Raw genomic sequence first — 19,399 nt, 5'->3', positions numbered from 1 at the left:
GGCTCGGCCCCGAGGAGGAGACTCCTCGGGGCCGAGCCCTGTTGCAGGCGGGTCGGGTCAGCCGGCGCCGACGCCGTCCGTGTCACCGGCCGCGGTCGCCCGCTGCCCGGGCACGGCGTTCGCCAGCTCGGTCTCGGCCTCGGCATCGGCCTCTGCCTCGGCCAGGGCGGCCGCCACCCGTGACTCCTGGCCGACGTTGCGCGTCTCGGCCTTGAGCGCGAGGTTCGCGACGGCGGTGTTGAACTGGACGAGGGAGGTCGGCTCGTCGGGACCCAGCAGGTACTGCTTGAGCTCCTTGCGGTCCTCGGCCAGCGGATCGGCGGCCCGGTCGCGGACGGCGCCGAGCAGCTCGCCCAGCTCGGCCGCGCTGTTGGACAGGATCACCGCGGCGCGCACGGCCGTGTTGTTCCGCTTGAACTCCTCGACGCCCACCTCGGCGGAGTCCGTGACCGCGTACGGCTTGCCGCTCGCGATGAAGTCGGAGACCACGCTGGAGATGTCGGAGACCATCGCGTCGGACACGTTGAAGCAGTCGTACAGCCGCGGGTCGGCGCCGGTGATGACGCGGTGCTCCCAGGCGGGGAAGGAACGCCAGTAGGCGTCGTTCCACTCGGCGCGCAGCCGGGCGACCTCCTCGTGCCGGGCGACGTCGACCAGCCCGTCACGGGTGGCCTCGGCCTCGTCGCGCCGCTCGCCGCCGGAGCCGGAGAGCTGCGCGAGCCGGGCCTCGATACGGGCCAGCTCGGCCTTGGCGTCGGCCTGCACGGCCGTGTCGGCGACGAAACGCGTGTCGATGGCGCGCTCGGCTGCGGCCTTCTGGACCAGGGCGACGATCCGCCGGTGCGCGGCGCCGGCCTCCTTGCTGACGTTGCCGGTGAACGGGTGCGGCTTGTACAGGACGCGGACCGGCGGGTCGGCCTGCACGAGCTGCTGCACGATGTTCTCGCCGGCCAGCACGACCGAGGTGTTGCCCGGGTTGCCGTCCCAGCCCTCCCAGGTGGGGGCGTAGAGCACCGTCGGGATGCGGCCGTCGGGCACGCCCTGCCAGGTCTGGATCGGGGCGAGCTGCGGGCGGCCGACCTCGACGATGTCGTCGTCGCGGACACCGACGTCGGCGATGGCGTAGCGGTCGCGGCCCGCGCGGCCCGCCGTCCACACCTCGTCGTAGACCTTGCTGTACGGGTTGACGCTGGCGAGCTTGTCGCTGTCGCCGTGGCCGATGAAGACGTGCTTGATCGTGGGCACGCGCAGCATGTGGATGTTCTTGCCGACGTTGGCCGCGTAGAGCGCGACGCGCACCGTGGACAGGTCCAGGTTCATCAGGTGCACCCCTCCGGGCACGCAGACGACGGGGACCGTGGTGGGCGCCATGTTGTTCAGGATGGCCCGCTCACGCAGGATGATCAGCGGCTTGGAGTCCAGGTTCTCCATGGTGTCCAGCCACATGTTGACCTGGTAGGCGGAGTCCTTCGAACCGGAGAAGTACAGGACCGTCTCCGGCTGGTACTCGCCCAGCCAGTCGTCCACGGCGGCCAGGACCGTCTCGGCCTTCGGCGGGATCCTCCGGCCGCGCACGAGCGGCACGAGCGCCAGCACGTAGAGCGTGCCGAGGGCGACCGTGATACCGATGCCGACGAAGCCGACGAGGGCGGACTTCACCTGCGCGGCGAGCAGGATGCCGGCGACCGCGAAGAGGTCGAGGTGCAGCATCTTCTCGGCGGAGCGGTGCAGCAGCTTGCGCGGCGGGGCGTCCGGGATGCGGATCCGCGACTTCAGGTCGACGTTGCGGGTGGCGACCGGCATGCGGCGGCGGTTGCGGATCAGCTGGACCAGCGCGCCGTGCGGGGCCTGAAGACCGTAGAAGGCGATGAAGCAGGCGATCGCCCCGTAGTAGATCAGGTTGTCCGCGAGGGACAGCCGGGCCAGCAGCAGGACGAGCAGGAGCTGCCTGATCAGGAAGCGGATCGACAGGCCGGCCCGCACCTTGCTGAGGCGGTTGATCAGATAGCTGCCCTTGCGGTGCAGATAGTGGTCCGCCAGGTACGTCACGGCGGCCGCTGCCGCGAAGGCGGGAACGCTCGGGACGAGCGCGGCCAGCATGAGGGCGGGGTAGCCCGCCATCATGAGGACCGCCGCGGCCAGCTGGGCCGCACTGCCCACCCGGGCGACGCGAATAGCGGTGGATATCACGGAGAAACCTGCTCTTGGGAGGGGTGTGCCGGTCTGGTTCGGAATTGCGGCTGGTCTGTGAATATTCGCGGGACGGTATGGATTCAGGCCCCTGCGAACACTCCTGTCGATGAACTTCGCGAACAGGAGAGCGCAGAGGCCTGAATTACCGGGGTCTATTTGGCGCCAATTATTACACGCCGTCCTGCCGGTCCAGGACCGAGGCGAGCGCCCCCTCGAAGCCGGACGCCCGGGCCGCGCCGGCCGTCGGGTCCTGCTGGCGGACGTCGATGACATGGCCGGTCAGCTCGGACAGCAGCACGTCGAGCGAGGTGCGGGCCACGGCCTCGGAGGACAGCAGGGAACCCGAGGGCTCCTGGCCGAAAGCCTTGGTGCGCATGGGGGTGGCGGTGCGCTCGGGGTTGATGCAGTTGACGCGGACGCCGTCGCCGGCCCACTCGTCGGACAGGGCCTGGGTGAGGTTCACCATGGCCGCCTTGGTCGAGGAGTACAGGCTGTACTCGGCGCGACCGCGGGTGTAGCTGCTGGAGGTGTACAGCAGCAGCTGGCCCTTGGTCTCGGACAGGTACTTGTACGACGACCGGGCGATCTGCACCGGGGCCAGGTAGTTGACCTTCAGCGCCTCTTCGATGGTGGCGTTGTCGGTCTCGGCGAGCTTGCCTATGCGCAGCACGCCCGCGGTGTTGACCACGTAGTCGATCCGGCCGGTCTCGGCGTACGCCTTGGAGAGGGCGTCGTCGACCTCCTCCGGGTTCTCCACGTGGGTGCCGGTGGTGGAGCGGCCCAGCGCGTAGACCTTGGCGCCGTAGGACTCGGCGAGCTCGCCGATGTCCTTGCCGATGCCGTAGGAGCCGCCGAAGACGACCATCGTCTTGCCGGTGAGGAGCTCGCGGTAGGCCTCCTCGGAGACCTGCTCCGGCGCGGCGGTCGAGGCGAGCTGGAAGAGCTTGTCGGCGATGAAGACGTCGACGGGCTGCGTGACCTTCATGTTGTACTCGTCACCCGCGACGACGTGGATCGGCACGTCCGGCAGGTACTTGAGCACGACGGAGCAGTCGTCGGTGGCCTGGAAGTTGGGGTCGTTCGAGGCGACCTCGTAGGCACGCTTGATCGTGGACAGCTTGAAGGCCTGCGGGGTCTGGCCGCGGCGCAGCCGGGAGCGGTCCGGGATCTCGGTGATGAACTCGCCGTCCTCGCCGTGCGTGCGCGTGACGATGATGGTGTCCGCCGACGGGATGGCCACGTCGACGGCCTGGAAGCGCTCCAGCGCGACGACGCAGTCGTCGATGACGCGCTGCGACAGCAGGGGGCGCACGGCGTCGTGGAAGAGGACGTTGGCGTCCTCGCCCTCGGCCAGGCCCTCGCCCAGCGCGGCGATGGCGCGCTCGGTGGTCTCGTTCCGCGTGGAGCCGCCCTCGATGATCTTCGAGACCTTCTTGAAGCCGGCCTTCGCCACGATCTTCTCGATGTCGGGCACGTAGCCCTGCGCCATCAGCACGATGACGTCGTCGATCGAGTCGGCGTTCTCGAAGGTGGTCAGCGTGTGCTCGATGACTGCCTTGCCGGCGATCTTCAGCAGCTGCTTGGGGATCGACAGACCCACGCGCTGACCGGTACCACCGGCCAGGATCACTGCGGTGGTACGGGGCTTGGCTATGTGCTGGGACACAGGTGACCTACCTCGGGGCAACAGGGAACTTGGAAATGGTCCCACTTGTGGTTACCGCAGTGCAAGGTGAGCGACCTTCGCCACATATGTGCGCGCAACCTGCCATTCACCTGGGAGTGCCGGTGATTGGCGGGACGACTCCGTGAAGCCTTCACGAGTTCCTTGGACGGTGTCTGGTGCACGCTACGCGCCTTGGCGGCGTGGTGCGGCACCCGAGCGCCGTGGCAATCGTCACGGGCCGGTGGCCGCGGACCGGGCAAGTCCCGAATTCCGCAGCGTTTCGGTATCGGTCGGGGTAAGGGAAGAGCCCGGGACTCCGATGAGTCCCGGGCTCCCGTCAGCGCGGCGGTCGAAGGGCCGTCAGACCACCTCGACGCCCGGCCGGCCCGCCTCGACCCGCAGCGTCGCCATCGTGCTCGGTGTCGAGGTCGGCTGCCGTACGGTGTCGACCACCCTCACCTGCGCGTCGATGCCGTCACGGCGGACGTCGAAGAGGTGGTAGCCGCGGTGCGCGTCGAGCAGCTTCCAGTGCGGGTTGTCCGGGCGCCGCGGGTCCCACTCCTTGCGGAACGCCTCCTGGTCCTGGTCGCCGTTGCTGGAGATGGACGTGCCGACGAACTCGGCGCCGACGACCGCGGAGTCCGGGTCGGCGTAGTCCTCCCTGAGGTCGCTGATCATCGTCAGGTGCCGGTCGCCGGAGAGCACCACCGGGTTGCGGACCTGCTTGAACTCCTGGAGGAACGCGTTGCGTTCGGCCTGGTAGCCGTCCCAGGCGTCGTAGAACCAGAGCTTGCCCTCGCCGACCTTGAGGTCCGTCTCGGCCATCATGATCTGGGAGGCGATCAGGTTCCAGCGGGCGGGCGAGTCCTTGAGCCCGTCCAGCAGCCACCGCTTCTGCTGCGCGCCCAGCATGGTCAGCGACGGGTCCTGGGCCCCGGCCTGGCTGGTGGCCTGGTCGCTGCGGTACTGCCGGGTGTCCAGGACGTTGAGCCGGGCCAGGCGGCCGAACTCCAGACGGCGGTGCATCCGTATGTGCGGGCCGTCCGGGACGGCGGTGGCACGGACCGGCATGTGCTCGTAGAACGCCTGGTAGGCCGCGGTGATCCGGGCCACGAACGCGTCGTGCGGCTGCTTGTCGGGGTCCTGCGGAATCTCGCCCGCGAAGTCGTTGTCCACCTCGTGGTCGTCGAAGCTCACCACGAAGGGCGCGTTCGCGTGCATCGCCGCGAGGTCCGGGTCGGTGCGGTACTGGGCGTACCGGTTGCGGTACTGGACGAGGCTGAACGGCTCACCGGTGCCCTCGTGCCGCCGTACGCCCGTCGCCGACGGCGTGGACTCGTAGATGTAGTCGCCGACGAAGACCACGACGTCGGGGTCCTGCTCAAGCATGTCCGCGTATGGCGTGAAATAGCCGTGCTGCCAGTTCTGGCAGGAGGCGAGGGCCATGCGCAGGGAGCCACCGGAGCTGTGGGGGTGGGGCGCGGTGCGGGTGCGGCCGGTGGGCGAGAGCTGCCCGCTGGTGCGGAAGCGGTAGTAGTACGCACGGTCCGCACGGAGCCCGCGTACGTCCACGTGAACGCTGTGCCCGTACTCGGGCCGGGCCTGGGCGGTGCCCCGGCGGACGAGCTTTCTGAACCGGTGGTCCTCCGCGAGCTGCCACTCCACCGGCACCACCCGGTCGGGCATGCCCCCGCCGTTCAGCGGGTCGGGCGCGAGCCTGGTCCACAGCACGATGCCGTCAGGCAGCGGGTCACCTGAGGAGACGCCGAGGCTGAACACACCGTCGGGCAGCGGTGTCTCGGCCGCGCGGGCGGCGGCCGGAAGCCACAACTGGGCGGAGGCGGCGGCGCCGAGCACCGCGGCGCCGGCGGTCAGAAAGCGGCGTCGGTCGGGCGATCCTGCTGTCATCGGCTGACTCCCTTACCTCGCTGGCCACATGGACTCTGGGAAGCTTCACGCTCGCGGGCGACCCGCCCGCTGAACGCCGGGGTTCACGTACATGACAACTAAGCAGACAAAAAGAGACTCGCCGCCAGCACCGGAACAAGCCGTTGCTGGGGCGAGTCTGACAGGTGATCAGTCAGCGAAGCCGGTGCCGAGCCGGGCCTCTGTGGCGGTAGTGCCGAGAAGGGTGTTACCGAAGGTCGTGGTGCCGTTCGGGCTGACGACGGTCTTCGGGCCGGACCTGAAGTACCAGACGGACCCGGCCTTGGCGTTCTCCCCCGCCGCGCCGGCGGCCAGGTCGGCCAGGCCGTCGCCGTTCGCGTCGGCGAGGTGCACGGCCGAGCCGAAGGTGTCGCCCTTCTCGGCGGCACCCGGCACGTTCGGTGTGTTCTGCGTGACCACCTGGGCGCCGGTTCCGGTGAGCCCCTGCGCGGTACCGCGCAGCACGACGACCGCGCCCGCGTCGGCGACACTGCCCAGGTTTTCCCAGGGCAGCCCGGTCGCCACGTCCGGGTAGCCGTCGCCGTTGACGTCGGCGATCCGGACGTCGGTACCCATGCCGTCGCCCGCCTCGGCGCTGCCGGGCACCCCGGGGCTGTCCTGGTTGAGGTGCTTGGCCTTGGTGCCGTCCGGCCCGTTCGAGGTGCCCGGGATCCAGGTGACCCGGCCGCCCTTGGCGGCGGGCGTGTCGAGGTCGCTGTCGTACCCGGTGACGGCCCGGCCGACCACGATGTCGTCGACACCGTCCTGGTCGATGTCCCCGACGTCGAGGTTCTCGCCGCCCTGGAGCCGGTAGCCGTCGGCGCCCTCCACAGTGGCGTACGGCTCCAGTCCCTGCCGGGAGCCCGGCCAGTACACGACCCGGCGGGCGTCCCACTCGTCGCCGTCGTTCTGGGTGGCGGCGACGTCCGTGACACCGTCGCCGTTGACGTCGCCGGTGGCCAGGTCGAGGATCCGGCTGTCGAACTCGTCCTTCACGACCTGCTCGCCGTGGGCCGTGGAGCCGTCCCGGGAGAACGGGCCCTTCAGGACCCGCAGATCGTGCTTGTTCTGCACGATCACCAGGTCCTCGGCACCGTCGCCGTCGATGTCCCCGAGGGCCAGGCTCGCCTGACCGTTGATCCCGTCGTACTCCTTGCCCGTATCCAGTACCGCGCTACCGGACAGGCCCTTGGGACCGCCCCACAGGACCTCGACCAGCCCGGATTCGGCACCGCCGTCGGCCGTGTCCTCGCGGCCGACGCCCACGACCAGGTCGGCGTACCCGTCACGGTCGAGGTCGGCGGTGCTGAGCGCGCTGCCGAACTCGTCATTTGTCTCGGCGCTGCCGGGCACACCGGCCGTGTTCTGGCTGAACACCTGCCGCTTCGTGGTGTTCAGCCCGTTCGCCGTGCCGTAGAGCACGGCGACGTAGCCGGCGCCCTTCTTGCCGCCGACGGTCGCGTTCGGCGCGGACACGGCGAGATCGGCGTAGCCGTCACCGTTGAAGTCGTCGCGCGGACGCTCGGCGGCGGCGGGTGCGGCGCTCACGGGCGCGGCGGGGACCACCAGGGCGCCGGCCAGGAGGGCGACGCCGGTGGCGAGCACGAGTCGTCCGCGGTGGGAGCGGATCCGGGCGCTCATCGGGTGAAGCCCGAGCCGAGGGCGGAGCCGTTCGCGACCGTGCCCAGGGTGCCCGCGCCGAAGCTGACCGAGCCCTTGGCGGTGGGCGCGTTGACGGGGTTCGGGAACGCCCAGACTCCCCCGTCCCGGTTCTCGCCGGTCGCACCGGCGAACAGCTCGGCCCGGCCGTCGGCGTTGACGTCGAGCAGCTTGGTGTCGGCGCCGAAGAAGTCGTTCTGCTCCGCGTCGCCCGGGACGTTCTTGGTGTTCTGGCTCATGCTGTAGGAGCCGTCGCCGGTCAGCCCGGACTTGCCGCCGCGCAGGACGGTGACCTGGCCGGCCGCGTACACCTCTCCGATGTCCTCGCTGGAGCTGCCGGTGGAGACGTCCGCGTAGCCGTCGGCGTTGATGTCGCCGACGGAGATGCTCCCGCCGAAGCCGTCGGCCCACTCCGAACCGCCCGGCACACCGGGAGTGTCCTGCGTGATGATCGTCGTACGGGAGGTGTCGGGTCCGTCGGCCGAGCCGTGCACCACGCCGATCTGACCGCCCTTCAGCAACGGGTCGTCGAGGTCGACTTCGCCGAAGCCGTCGTTCGAACGGCCGATCACGAGGTCGGCGAACCCGTCCTTGTCCACGTCACCGATGCCGAGACTCTCGCCGCCGCGCATGCGCGTGCCGTCGGGGTTCTTCAGCTCGACGGGCTTGCTCAGGCCGTCCTGCGTACCGCGCAGATAGACCGCGCGACGGTGCCTGTAGTCGGGGTCGTGCATGTCGTCGTCGCTGTCGTCGTGGATGAGCGCGACCAGGTCGGTGACGCCGTCGTGGTCGACGTCGCCCGCGGCCACGTCGTCGGTGACGTACTTGGGCTCCAGGGCGAGGGTGCGGCTGCTCGCGGCGCCGCCGGTGCGGTCGAACGGCCCGGACAGCAGGCGGTTGCCGGTGGCGAGGTCCAGGTTGCCGTCGCCGTCGAAGTCGCCGAGCGCCGGGGTCTTGGGGTCGACCCGGTCCTCCTCGGTGCCCGTGGCGACGGCCGTGCCGCCGGACAGGCCCTGCTTCCCGCCCCACAGCACGGCGAGCGTGCCGGCGGCCGTCACCTCGCCGACGTCCTCGCTCGGGGCGCCCACGACCAGGTCGGCGTAACCGTCGCCGTCGAGGTCGCCGGCGGCGATGCCCTCGCCGTAGTAGTCGTCGGCCTCCGCCGCACCCGGTATGCCCGGGGTGTTCTGGCTGATGACCTGCTTGTGGCCGAGGTCGAGACCCTTGGCCGAGCCGTACACGACGGCCACGTACCCGGCCTGTGCCTTCCCGTCGACCTTGCCGTACGGGGCGGCGACCGCCAGGTCCTGGTAGCCGTCGCCGTTGAAGTCGTCGTGGAGCTTCGACGCGGCGGCCGGGGCGGCGCCGGCCGCGCCGGCGGCCTGCGCGGCCACGGGGGCGGTCACGGCGGCGGCGACGGCGATCGCCGCCGCGACTCCGATGCCTCGGCCGATCCTGCGCTTGCTCGTGGACTGGGGCACGTACGTCAACTCCGTTGATCGTAGGGCAGTTACTGCACGGCGAGGAACAAGATCCTCATCCGCTCTGCCCTCTACGACACCCCGGAGAACGACTTGGTTGCATCAAAGTCGGTCGCGAATTTGCTCTCTGTTAACTCAGAACGGCTCGAAGTCGTCGAACTCCTGCTGCGCCTCGTCCCGCTCGGCCTGCCGGTCCCTACGGCGCTGCGCGGCCGGGCGATCCTCCTCGAACCGGTGGTCCTCGCCCCGTCGGCCGAGCATCTCCGCCCCGGCCGTCAGGGACGGCTCCCAGTCGAAGACGACCGCGTTGTCCTCGGGTCCGATGGCGACGCCGTCGCCACCCCGGGCACCCGCCTTCACCAGCGCCTCTTCGACACCGAGCCGGTTGAGCCGGTCCGCCAGGTACCCGACCGCCTCGTCGTTGTTGAAGTCGGTCTGCCGCACCCACCGCTCGGGCTTCTCACCGCGCACCCGGAACAGGCCGTCGGCCTCGAGGGTCACGGTGAAGCCCGTGTCGTCCACGGCCTTGGGCCGGATCACGATCCGGGTGGCCTCGTCCTTCGGCTTCGCCGCCCGGGCCGTGGCCACGAGCTCCGCGAGTGCGAACGACAGCTCCTTCAGCCCCAGGTGCGCCACGGCCGACACCTCGAACACGCGGTACCCGCGCGCCTCCAGGTCGGGCCGCACCATTTCGGCCAGGTCCTTGCCGTCCGGTACGTCGGTCTTGTTCAGCACGACGATCCGCGGGCGCCTGTCCAGCCCGCCGTACTGCCGCAGCTCCTCCTCGATGACGTCGAGGTCGGAGGCCGGGTCGCGGTCCGACTCCAGCGTGGCGGTGTCCAGGACGTGCACGAGCACACTGCACCGCTCCACGTGCCGCAGGAACTCCAGGCCCAGGCCCTTGCCCTGGCTGGCCCCGGGGATCAGCCCGGGCACGTCGGCGATCGTGTACACGTTCGAACCGGCCGTGACGACACCGAGGTTCGGCACGAGCGTGGTGAAGGGGTAGTCGGCGATCTTCGGCCGGGCGGCGCTCAGCACCGAGATCAGGGACGACTTGCCGGCGCTCGGATACCCGACGAGCGCCACGTCGGCGACCGTCTTCAGCTCCAGGACGACGTCCCGCAGGTCCCCCGGCTCGCCGAGCAGCGCGAAACCGGGCGCCTTGCGCCGCGCGGAGGCCAGCGCCGCGTTGCCGAGCCCGCCCCGGCCGCCCTGCGCGGCGACGAAGGACGTGCCGTGCCCGACCAGGTCGGCGAGGACGTTGCCCGCCTTGTCCAGCACCACCGTGCCGTCCGGCACCGCCAGCACCAGGTCCTGCCCGTCCTTGCCGGAGCGGTTGCCGCCCTCGCCGGGCTTGCCGTTGGTGGCCTTGCGGTGCGGGGAGTGGTGGTAGTCGAGAAGCGTGGTGATGGACTGGTCGACGGTGAGGATCACGTCCCCGCCACGACCGCCGTTGCCGCCGTCCGGTCCGCCCAGCGGCTTGAACTTCTCACGGTGGACGGAGGCACAGCCGTGGCCTCCGTTACCCGCGGCGACATGCAGCTCGACGCGGTCCACGAAGGTGGTCATGGGATGTGCCTCCAGTTACGTACGGGGTGTTCTCTAAACCAACACGCGAAAGGCGGACCCGCTTCCCGTGAGGGAAGTGAGGTCCGCCTCGCGAAAGCTTCCGGTCAGGCGACCGGAACGATGTTCACGACCTTGCGGCCACGGTGGGTGCCGAACTGCACCGAACCGGCGGCCAGGGCGAACAGCGTGTCGTCGCCGCCACGGCCCACACCGGTGCCCGGGTGGAAGTGGGTGCCGCGCTGACGGACCAGGATCTCACCAGCGTTGACGACCTGACCGCCGAAGCGCTTCACGCCGAGCCGCTGGGCATTGGAGTCGCGACCGTTCCGAGTGGACGATGCGCCCTTCTTGTGTGCCATTTCTCCTCAGTCCCTTACTTCGCAGCCGCGGGGATCTCAGTGACCTTGATCGCCGTGTACTGCTGGCGGTGGCCCTGGCGACGGCGGTAACCGGTCTTGTTCTTGTAGCGCAGAATGTCGATCTTCTGGCCCTTGTGGTGGTCCACGATCTCGGCCTGGACCTTGATGCCGGCCAGCACCCACGGGTCGCTGGTCACGGAGTCGCCGTCGACAACGAGCAGGGTCGAGAGCTCGACCGTGTCGCCAACCTGGGCAGTGGAAATCTTGTCAACCTCAACGATGTCGCCGACAGCAACCTTGTGCTGGCGACCACCGCTGCGCACGATGGCGTACACGCGGAACTCTCTCTCGCTCGGGGAAACGGCACCCCCGCAGGCCAGCCGCCCGACTCAGCGAGCAGCCTCTCCTGGGCGCCCGGCGCCCGGAGGGTGAGGTTTACGGGGATGTGACGCGTCAGTCATTCGACACGCCGACGGTCAAGGTTACGGGGCCCCGGCCAAGGGGGTCAAACCGAGGCCGGTCCGCCGCCTGTGCGACCGGTCACGCCGGTCGCACAGGGGCGGGAAGGTCAGCCCTCGTCGGTGGAGGCCGAGACGGAGGACGCGGACGACACCGTCTGCTCCGCCGCCACGGTCTTCTTCGACGCGGTCTTCTTGGCGGCGGTCTTGGTGGTCGCCGCCTTCTTGGCCGTCGTCTTCTTGGCCGCGGTCTTCTTCGCCGCCGTCTTCTTGGTGGCGGCCTTCTTCGCCGTGGCCTTCTTCGCCGTCTTGCGGGCCGTCTTCTTGGCCGGAGCCTGCTCCTCGGCGGCCTCGGTGCTCTCCGCGGTCGCCTCGGCGGCCGGGGCTCCGGCATCCGACGGCTCCTCTGCGGCCGACGACACGACCAGGACGGCCGCTTCCTCGGACGCGGTGGACGCGGTGGGCTTGCGCACGGCACGGCGCCGCGGACGGGCCGGGGCGGCGCTCTCGGCGGGCACCTCGGCGGCGGCCGGCTCGGCCGGCTCGGGCGCCTGAGTGGCCTCGGACGCGGCGGGCGCGGTCTCGGAGACCGTCACCACGGTCGCCTCCGCCCCCGCCGGAGAACCGGCCGGCGCGGACACCTTGCGCGTCGCCCGCCGACGGCCACGGCCCTTGGGCGCGGCCTCCTCGGCGGCCGGGGCCTCGACGACCGGGTCCTCGACGGCCATCGGCTCGGCCTGCGCCTCGGCGGCCGGCTCCGGCTGCACCGGACGGGCGACCTCCTCGGCGGCGGTCACGTCCTGAGCGGTCGGCACCTCGGCCTCGGCCTGCTCGGCCTTGTTCCGGCCCTTCCTGGCCTTCGGCTCCGCCGCCTCAGCGCGCGGCGCACCGGCCGGAGCGGACGCCCGCCGGCTCGCCCGGCGCCGGGTACGCCCACGCCCGGCCGCGGCCTCCGCCTCGGCGGCGCTGCTGTACAGCTCCTCGTCGGGCTCGAAGGACGGCTCGGGCAGGGCGATCGGCTCGGCGATCTCGGCACCGACCTCCGCCTCGGTCTCCGCCTCCTGCTCGGCGGTCTCGACGGCGGCCGCCTCGTGCACGTGCGGCTGGTCGGCGGCACCGGCACGCGCGCGCTTCTTGCGCTTGCCGCCACCGCCACCGCCGGCGCCGGTCGGCTGCTCCATGTGCACGATGACACCGCGGCCGTTGCAGTGGACGCAGGTCTCGGAGAAGGACTCCAGCAGGCCCTGCCCGACCCGCTTGCGGGTCATCTGCACGAGCCCCAGCGAGGTCACCTCGGCCACCTGGTGCTTGGTCCGGTCCCGGCCCAGGCACTCCAGCAGGCGCCGCAGCACCAGGTCCCGGTTGGACTCCAGCACCATGTCGATGAAGTCGATGACGATGATGCCGCCGAGGTCGCGCAGCCGCAGCTGGCGCACGATCTCCTCGGCCGCCTCCAGGTTGTTCCTGGTGACGGTCTCCTCGAGGTTGCCGCCCTGGCCGGTGAACTTGCCGGTGTTGACGTCGACGACGACCATCGCCTCGGTCCGGTCGATCACCAGCGAGCCGCCGCTGGGCAGCCAGACCTTGCGGTCGAGGGCCTTGGCGAGCTGCTCGTCGATCCGGTACGTGGCGAAGACGTCGACCTCGGAGGTCCACTTCGACAGCCGCTCGGCGAGGTCGGGGGCGACGTGCGAGACGTACCCGTGGATGGTCGACCACGCCTCGTCACCGCTGACGACGACCTTGGAGAAGTCCTCGTTGAAGATGTCGCGCACGACCCGGACGGTCATGTCCGGCTCGCCGTACAGCAGCGACGGTGCGTTCGAGCTGCCGCCGCTCTTGGCCTTCTTCTGGATGTCCTCCCACTGCTGCTGCAGCCGCTCGACGTCCCGGCGCAGCTCGTCCTCGCTCGCGCCCTCGGCGGCGGTGCGCACGATGACGCCCGCGTCCTCGGGAACGATCTTCTTGAGGATGGTCTTCAGCCGGGCCCGCTCGGTGTCGGGCAGCTTGCGGCTGATGCCGGTCATGGAGCCCTCGGGCACGTACACGAGGTAGCGGCCCGGGAGGGAGACCTGGCTGGTCAGACGGGCGCCCTTGTGCCCGATGGGGTCCTTCGTCACCTGGACGAGCACGGACTGGCCGGACTTCAGGGCCGACTCGATGCGGCGCGGCCCGTGGGCCATGCCGAGCGCCTCGAAGTTGACCTCACCGGCGTACAGGACGGCATTGCGGCCCTTGCCGATGTCGATGAAGGCGGCCTCCATCGACGGCAGCACGTTCTGGACCTTGCCCAGGTAGACGTTGCCGACGTACGAGGTCGACTGCTCCTTGTTGACGTAGTGCTCGACGAGCACGTCGTCCTCGAGGACGCCGATCTGCGTGCGGTCGCCGTGCTGGCGGACGACCATCACACGCTCGACGGCCTCGCGCCGGGCCAGGAACTCCGCCTCGGTGATGATCGGGACGCGCCGGCGGCCCTGCTCGCGGCCTTCGCGGCGGCGCTGCTTCTTGGCCTCCAGACGGGTCGAGCCCTTGATGGACTGCACCTCGTCGGACGGCTCGGCACCCTTTTCCCGCGCGGGACGGGGCTCGCGGACCTTGACGACCGTGCGCTCCGGGTCGTCTTCGGAGGCCTCGGACTCGGTGCCGCTGTCACCGGCACGGCGACGGCGGCGACGGCGCCGGCGGCTGCTGCTGCTGGAGCCGCCCCCGCCGGACGACTCGTCACGGTCGGCGGCCTCGTCGGACTCCTCGTCGTCCTCGGCCGTGTCGTCGGTGTCCTGGCCGGCGGCCTGCTCGGACTCGTCGTCCGTGGTCTCGTCGGAGTCGGCCGAGTCGCCACGCCGACGGCGGCGACCGCCCCGGCGACGGCGGCGGCGCGAGCCGCTCCCCTCGGACTCCTCCTGATCGTCGCCGTCGGCGGAGTCGTCGGCGTCCTCCGACTCGTCGTCGGCGCTCTGCGCGGCAGCGGCCTCGGCGGCCGGGGCCTCGGACTCGTCGCCGGCACCCCGGCGGCGGCGCCGGCGGCGCGAACCGCCGGACTGCTCCTCGCGGGGGGCTTCGGCGGAGGCGGTCTCCTCGGTCTCCTCGGGCTCCTCGGCCACGGCCGCCTCGGCGGCGGCAGCGGCGGCGGCCCGCTCCGGCGTCTGGAACTGGGGCTCGGTGAACACGGGTGCCTGGAACACGGCGACGGCCGGACGCGCTGGGCGCGCGGCCGACTCGCTCTCACCGGCGGCCGTGTCCGTGGCCGCGGCGGCGGACTTCGAGGACCTGGAGGACCTGGAGGTCTGGGCAGGCTCCGCGAAACCGCCGGCGGCCCTGCGGGCGACCCGGCGACGACGCCGCGGGGCTGCGTCCTCGGCGGCCTCGGCGGGTTCCGCGGCAGGGGTGGCTTCGGCGGGGGCCTCGGGCGCGGCCTCGGAGGCGGGGGCCTCGGTGGCACGGGCGGGCTCGGTGGCGGGGTTCTCGGTCACAGGTGCCTTCGCCTCCTCGGCGTTGCCTTCCGGCGCACCGGCAGGCGCGGACGCCCGCCGCGAGGCACGGCGACGGGTCCGGCGCGGGGCGGCGTCCTCGGAGACCTCGGCGGACGCGACGGCCTCGGCCTCTTCGGCGGGCCCATCGGTGACGGCCGCCGGCGCTGTCTCGGGCGTCTCCGCCGGAGCCGCAGCAGGCGAGGTCACCGTGCGCGTCGCACGACGCCGGGCACGCCGGGGAGCGGCGTCCTCGGACACCGCGGCGGACGCGGCGGGGGTGGAGACCTCGGCCTGCTCCGACGCCTCGGAGCCGGCCGGAGCGGCGGCGGTCGCCGGGACCACGGTCTCGGCGGCCTCCGTGGCCTCCGGAGTCCCGGCGGGCGCGGAGGCGCGACGGACCGCGCGGCGCCGCTTGCGGGGGGCGGGCGCGGCCTCTTCGGCGCTCCCGGTGGCTTCGGCGGCCTCAGCAGCCTGCGCGGCCTCGGACGTCTCGTCCGTCTCGGCGGCGGCTTCCTCGGCTTCCACGGCCTCGGCGAGTTCGTCGGGATCGGCGGCCGGTATGGCCGGCGCCACGGTCTCCACCGGGGCGTCGGAGGTGCCGCCGACGGGGGGACCCGCCGGGCGGGACGCGGCACGGCGCCGCCGGCGAGGCGGCAGGGTGTCGCTGGGGGTGTTCTGTTCGGAGCCCGTTGAGGACTCTGCGGTTTCGGTCGGTTCGAGCATGCGGGCTTTTCTCCCGTCAGGCTCCCGGGCGCCGCACCTGGTCCGGCGATGCCGGTGACGTCCGCGGCTCGCGCTGTGCGCGTCGCCGCCGTCCGGGGCGCGGGCGCCGCACGGGAGCTCTCCGTGTCCTGTCTCGCCGGTTCCGTACGCCGAATGCGTACGGCCTGGCGAAAGTCTGCTGGTCGGTACGCTGCCCGACCCAGGTGGCTCCCGAGTCCGAGGGCGGCGCTACGACGTCCGTCCCTTCGCGGAACCTTCCTTACGCCGGCGCCGTCGCGGCGGCAGTCGGTTCGGCCGTTGAGTGGGCCTCCGCTGCCTCGCGGTCGGGCGCGAGCGGGTCGGTCACCGTGCCGGTCTCTTCATCGAACAGCCCCTGCGCCAGCCTGGTCACCGCTGCGGGGACCGGCGGCGCCAGGTCGGCCACGGCGCGGAGACCGGACAGGACGTCGTCGGGTCGTACGGCAGGCGTCACGTGCCGAACAACCAGCCGCAGTATCGCACAGGGCTGGTCGGTCGGCCTATCAGCCTGCGAACTGTGCGTTTCCGCGTGGTCTGGGATCTCCAGGCTCACGACGGCGGCGCGGGCGTCGAAGGTGCGGATGCCGTTCTTGGCTTGGCGCTGGACCTCGACGGTCTCGGCCGCGGTGAAGACGTCCGCCGCGCGGCGGGCCTCCTCCGGCGGCACACCGTCCAGCCGCAGCTCCCATACGGAAGCCGTCAGCCGGTCGGCGAGTCCCGAGGTCCGGGCCTCGACCGCCTCGACGATGTCGAGCCCGGTGGGCATCGACGCGTCGAGAAGGGCCCTGAGCTGCTCCGGATCACGCGGTGCGGTGAGCGCGATCTCCAGGAATTCCGCCTCACTGCCCGTGCCGGTGGGTGCGGCATTGGCGTACGACACCTTCGGGTGCGGTGTGAAGCCCGCCGAGTAGGCCATCGGCACCTCGGCACGGCGCAACGCACGCTCGAAGGCGCGCTGGAAGTCACGGTGGCTGGTGAACCGGAGGCGGCCGCGCTTGGTGTAGCGCAGTCGGATGCGCTGCACCGCGGGTGCGGGCGGCGGGCCTTCGGGCTGTCGCTTGCCCAGTGTCGTTCAGTCCTTCGTGAGAGCGGTCGTACTGCTACCAAGAGTACGTGTCCCGCGCCCGGAAGGTTCCCCGCGGTCGACCGGCCGGGGCCGCCTCGGCTCGCCGAAGAGCATCCGCCGGAAGTCGGCACGCGCCTGCCGTACGGACTCCCGGGCGGTGGCCAGGGCCTGTCGGGTGGCGCGCCCCATGCTGCGGGCGGCTTCGGCGGCGGGCCGCAGGACGGTGTCCCGCACGACGTGTCCGACCGGTGTCAGCACAGTGCGGTACACCCACCGCACCGGCTCGACGAAGATCCACCGGAAGAGGGTGCCGAGGAACCGCCCGACGGCGAGCGAGATGTGCCCGGCGACGCGCCAGGCGTGCCCGAGGGCGTCCCCGATCTCCCGTCCGATGACGGCGAGGACCCTGCCGACGGGGGCGAGAATCCAGCGCCAGAGCGCGAGCGCGGGCAGGACGAGCAGGATCCGGGTGATCCAGTAGAGGGCCGCTCCGATGCCGGTGACGATCGCGCTCAGCAGCCACACCAGCCCCTTGCCGCACCAGGCGACCGCGCGCCCGACGGGCGCGAGCACCCAGGTGTGGAGCCATACGGCGGGTACGACCAGGAGGTACTTCCCGAGCCACGCCAGGGCTGTCCAGAGCCCGATGCCGATCGCGGCGAGCACGGCGCCGAGGCCCTCGATCACCCACATCACGGCACGCCCGACGGGCGCGAGCACAGACGCGTAGACCCAGCCGAGCGCGGCCCCGGCACCCCGCGCGACCCAGGCGGCCCCGTGCCCCACCGGCGTCAGCACGTACCGGTACAGCCACACCAGGGGGACGACGAGGAGCACGTGCGCGAGCCACCCGAGGGCCTTGCCCACCGGCACGACGACATACCGCCACAGCCCCACGAACGGCCAGACGAAGACGGCCCGCCCGAGCCACAGCAGCGCCCGCCCCACCGGCCGGAACAGCGCGTCGTTCAGGAACCGCCCGGCCACGACGAGCGCGTCCCACACGATCCGCACGGGGACGACCAGTACGAGCACCACGATCCGCACGGGAATCCGGATCGCGACAGCGAGACACCCCTCGGGCGCGGCGCCCTCACGTACGGGCGGCGCGGTCGGTTCGGGCACCCTCTTGCGCAGATCGACCCGCGCCTCGGACCCCTCGCGGGCCGGCTTATCCACATCCATACCGTCGAGGACGCCGCAGCGTCCCGTTCGGATCCCCCGTTCCTGTTCTCTCAGCCGTCCACGCCGTCGGACTCCCAGCGCAGCAGGTCCCCCGGCTGGCATTCCAGTACTTCGCAGAGCGCGGCGAGGGTCGAGAAGCGGACCGCCTTGGCGCGGCCGTTCTTGAGGACCGCCAGGTTGGCGGGGGTGATGCCGACGCGTTCCGCGAGCTCGCCCACGGACATCTTCCGTTTGGCCAGCATCACGTCGATGTCGACGGCGATCGCCATCAGATGACCTCTTCCAACTCGGCCCGCATCCGGGCCGCCTCGATGTCGCGTGCGACGGCCTGCGCGAGCAGCACGCGCAGCACGAGCACGACCAGCGCGACGCCCAGCACGGCCACGACGACCCCGCACAGCAGCAGGACCACTCCGGGGGCGACGGCCTCGCCCGGCGCGAGGACGACCGCGAGGGCGAAGACCAGCAGCGCGGCCGCCACGAACGCGCCGATCACGATGTGCACGTACCGGAAGGCGGCGGTGGAGAACACCGTCCCGCGGCGCACCATCGTCACCAGCCGCCACACACAGACCACAACGACCTGGGCCGTCACGATACCGAGGATCGTGATCACGAGGATCGGGGTGCGGAGGTGGGCGTGATCCGGGTTCAGGCCGTCCAGATCGACGGCCAGCAGCGGGACCATCACCGCCTGCACGAACAGCGAACCGGCGAGCAGCACCACGAGCACTCCACGCAACGTCGCCACGGCCAGCTTCCCCATCACCACTCCTTCGATCGAACTACGATGGAAATCTATCGAGATTCGATAGACTGCGCAAGAGGGCGGCCCACCCCGGGGAAACGTGACACCGTGGGCAGAGAGCACGCCGAGGCGACGACCGAGGGAGAAGCACCGTGGAATGGCGCGTGTTCGCGCAGCAGATGGCCGTCATGGCACGGGACCTGCTCGCCCAGCAGTCGGTCGATGCCACCCTGGAACGCATCACCGACTCGGCCACGAAGCTCGTGGCGGGATGCGAAGCGGCCGGCATCCTGCTCCTGCACGGCAAACGGGTGGAGACACTGGCTCCCACATCCGATCTGGTCGTCAAGAGCGACCAGTTGCAGGAGCGCCTGGCGGAGGGCCCCTGCTTCGACGCGGCCCGCAGCGACGCAGCGGAGCGGATCTACCGCATCAAGGACTTCACCGGCGAGCAGCCCCGCTGGCCCGCGTATGCCGCACAGGCCCGTGACCTGGGCCTGGGCAGCATGATGGGCTTCCTGCTGTACACCGAGGACGAGGAACTCGGCGCTCTCAACCTCTACTCCGGCCGCCCGGGATCCTTCACGGAGGACAGCGAGACGGCGGGCTGGCTGCTGGCCTCGCACGCCGCCGTCGCCTTCTCCAGCGCCCGCAGCCACGCCCAGCTGGAGCAGGCCGTCGCCACCCGTCACGTCATCGGCGAGGCCATGGGCATCCTCATGGGCAGCCACCACCTCACCGAGAAGGAGGCCTTCGACGTGCTGCGCCGCTTCTCCCAGGAGAAGAACATCAAGCTCCGCGAGGTCGCCCGGCGGGTCTGCGAACAGGGCCGCCTCGCCTGACGGCTCCCCCAGCACATGGCTGAACTGGGG

General features: G+C 71.3%; 14 protein-coding genes. 1 reads left to right on the top strand and 13 read right to left on the bottom strand.

Annotated elements, in window-relative coordinates; genetic code table 11:
* Positions 1-57: 57 nt before the first annotated feature.
* The 13 genes from ACZ6I3_RS00120 to ACZ6I3_RS00060 all read right to left on the bottom strand — a co-directional run bounded on the left by ACZ6I3_RS00120 (position 58) and on the right by ACZ6I3_RS00060 (position 18,545).
* Entirely contained in the window at positions 58-2,160 is a 2,103-nt protein-coding gene (locus ACZ6I3_RS00120) for a hypothetical protein (protein ID WP_469411641.1), read from the bottom strand.
* Between the two features lie 202 nt (positions 2,161-2,362).
* Entirely contained in the window at positions 2,363-3,859 is a 1,497-nt protein-coding gene (locus ACZ6I3_RS00115) for a D-ribitol-5-phosphate cytidylyltransferase (protein WP_469410597.1), read from the bottom strand.
* 360 nt (positions 3,860-4,219) lie between these two features.
* Positions 4,220-5,767: an alkaline phosphatase D family protein gene (locus ACZ6I3_RS00110; protein ID WP_469410596.1), complete on the bottom strand. Its 1,548-nt coding sequence runs from the start codon at positions 5,765-5,767 to the stop codon at positions 4,220-4,222.
* 168 nt (positions 5,768-5,935) lie between these two features.
* Entirely contained in the window at positions 5,936-7,426 is a 1,491-nt protein-coding gene (locus tag ACZ6I3_RS00105) for a VCBS repeat-containing protein (protein WP_469410595.1), read from the bottom strand.
* Positions 7,423-8,925 carry an FG-GAP-like repeat-containing protein gene (locus ACZ6I3_RS00100; RefSeq protein ID WP_469411639.1) on the bottom strand — a complete coding sequence of 501 codons (1,503 nt, stop codon included), beginning with the start codon at positions 8,923-8,925 and terminating at the stop codon, positions 7,423-7,425. Before ACZ6I3_RS00100 ends, ACZ6I3_RS00105 begins: the two co-directional genes overlap by 4 nt.
* A gap of 135 nt (positions 8,926-9,060) precedes the next feature.
* Positions 9,061-10,497 carry a GTPase ObgE gene (obgE, locus tag ACZ6I3_RS00095; RefSeq protein WP_469410594.1) on the bottom strand — a complete coding sequence of 479 codons (1,437 nt, stop codon included), beginning with the start codon at positions 10,495-10,497 and terminating at the stop codon, positions 9,061-9,063.
* Between the two features lie 104 nt (positions 10,498-10,601).
* A complete protein-coding gene (gene rpmA / locus ACZ6I3_RS00090) occupies positions 10,602-10,856 on the bottom strand; it encodes a 50S ribosomal protein L27 (RefSeq protein WP_215121439.1) in 255 nt (84 codons plus the stop codon).
* 14 nt (positions 10,857-10,870) lie between these two features.
* The gene (gene rplU, locus ACZ6I3_RS00085) at positions 10,871-11,191 is read right to left on the bottom strand and encodes a 50S ribosomal protein L21 (protein WP_382826884.1); all 321 of its coding nucleotides are present in this window, start codon (positions 11,189-11,191) and stop codon (positions 10,871-10,873) included.
* Between the two features lie 233 nt (positions 11,192-11,424).
* Entirely contained in the window at positions 11,425-15,510 is a 4,086-nt protein-coding gene (locus ACZ6I3_RS00080) for an Rne/Rng family ribonuclease (protein WP_469410593.1), read from the bottom strand.
* A 259-nt stretch (positions 15,511-15,769) separates the two neighbouring features.
* The gene (locus ACZ6I3_RS00075) at positions 15,770-16,552 is read right to left on the bottom strand and encodes a TIGR03936 family radical SAM-associated protein (RefSeq protein ID WP_469410592.1); all 783 of its coding nucleotides are present in this window, start codon (positions 16,550-16,552) and stop codon (positions 15,770-15,772) included.
* A 48-nt stretch (positions 16,553-16,600) separates the two neighbouring features.
* Positions 16,601-17,779, bottom strand: a complete 1,179-nt coding sequence (locus tag ACZ6I3_RS00070) for a hypothetical protein (protein ID WP_469410591.1) — start codon at positions 17,777-17,779, stop codon at positions 16,601-16,603.
* Positions 17,780-17,829: 50 nt separating this feature from the next.
* Positions 17,830-18,048, bottom strand: coding sequence for a helix-turn-helix domain-containing protein (locus tag ACZ6I3_RS00065; RefSeq protein ID WP_382493662.1), 219 nt, complete (start codon positions 18,046-18,048; stop codon positions 17,830-17,832).
* On the bottom strand, positions 18,048-18,545 hold the full coding sequence (locus tag ACZ6I3_RS00060) for a DUF2975 domain-containing protein (protein ID WP_469410590.1): 498 nt from the start codon (positions 18,543-18,545) through the stop codon (positions 18,048-18,050). Before ACZ6I3_RS00060 ends, ACZ6I3_RS00065 begins: the two co-directional genes overlap by 1 nt.
* A gap of 134 nt (positions 18,546-18,679) precedes the next feature.
* Between ACZ6I3_RS00060 and ACZ6I3_RS00055 the strand changes: the two genes are divergently transcribed.
* Positions 18,680-19,369 carry a GAF and ANTAR domain-containing protein gene (locus ACZ6I3_RS00055; RefSeq protein ID WP_469410589.1) on the top strand — a complete coding sequence of 230 codons (690 nt, stop codon included), beginning with the start codon at positions 18,680-18,682 and terminating at the stop codon, positions 19,367-19,369.
* Positions 19,370-19,399 lie beyond the last annotated feature (30 nt).

Source organism: Streptomyces sp. NPDC041940 (assembly GCF_055589465.1).
The sequence above is the reverse complement of the archived record's forward strand: the minus strand, read 5'-3'. Positions and strand labels throughout refer to the sequence as shown.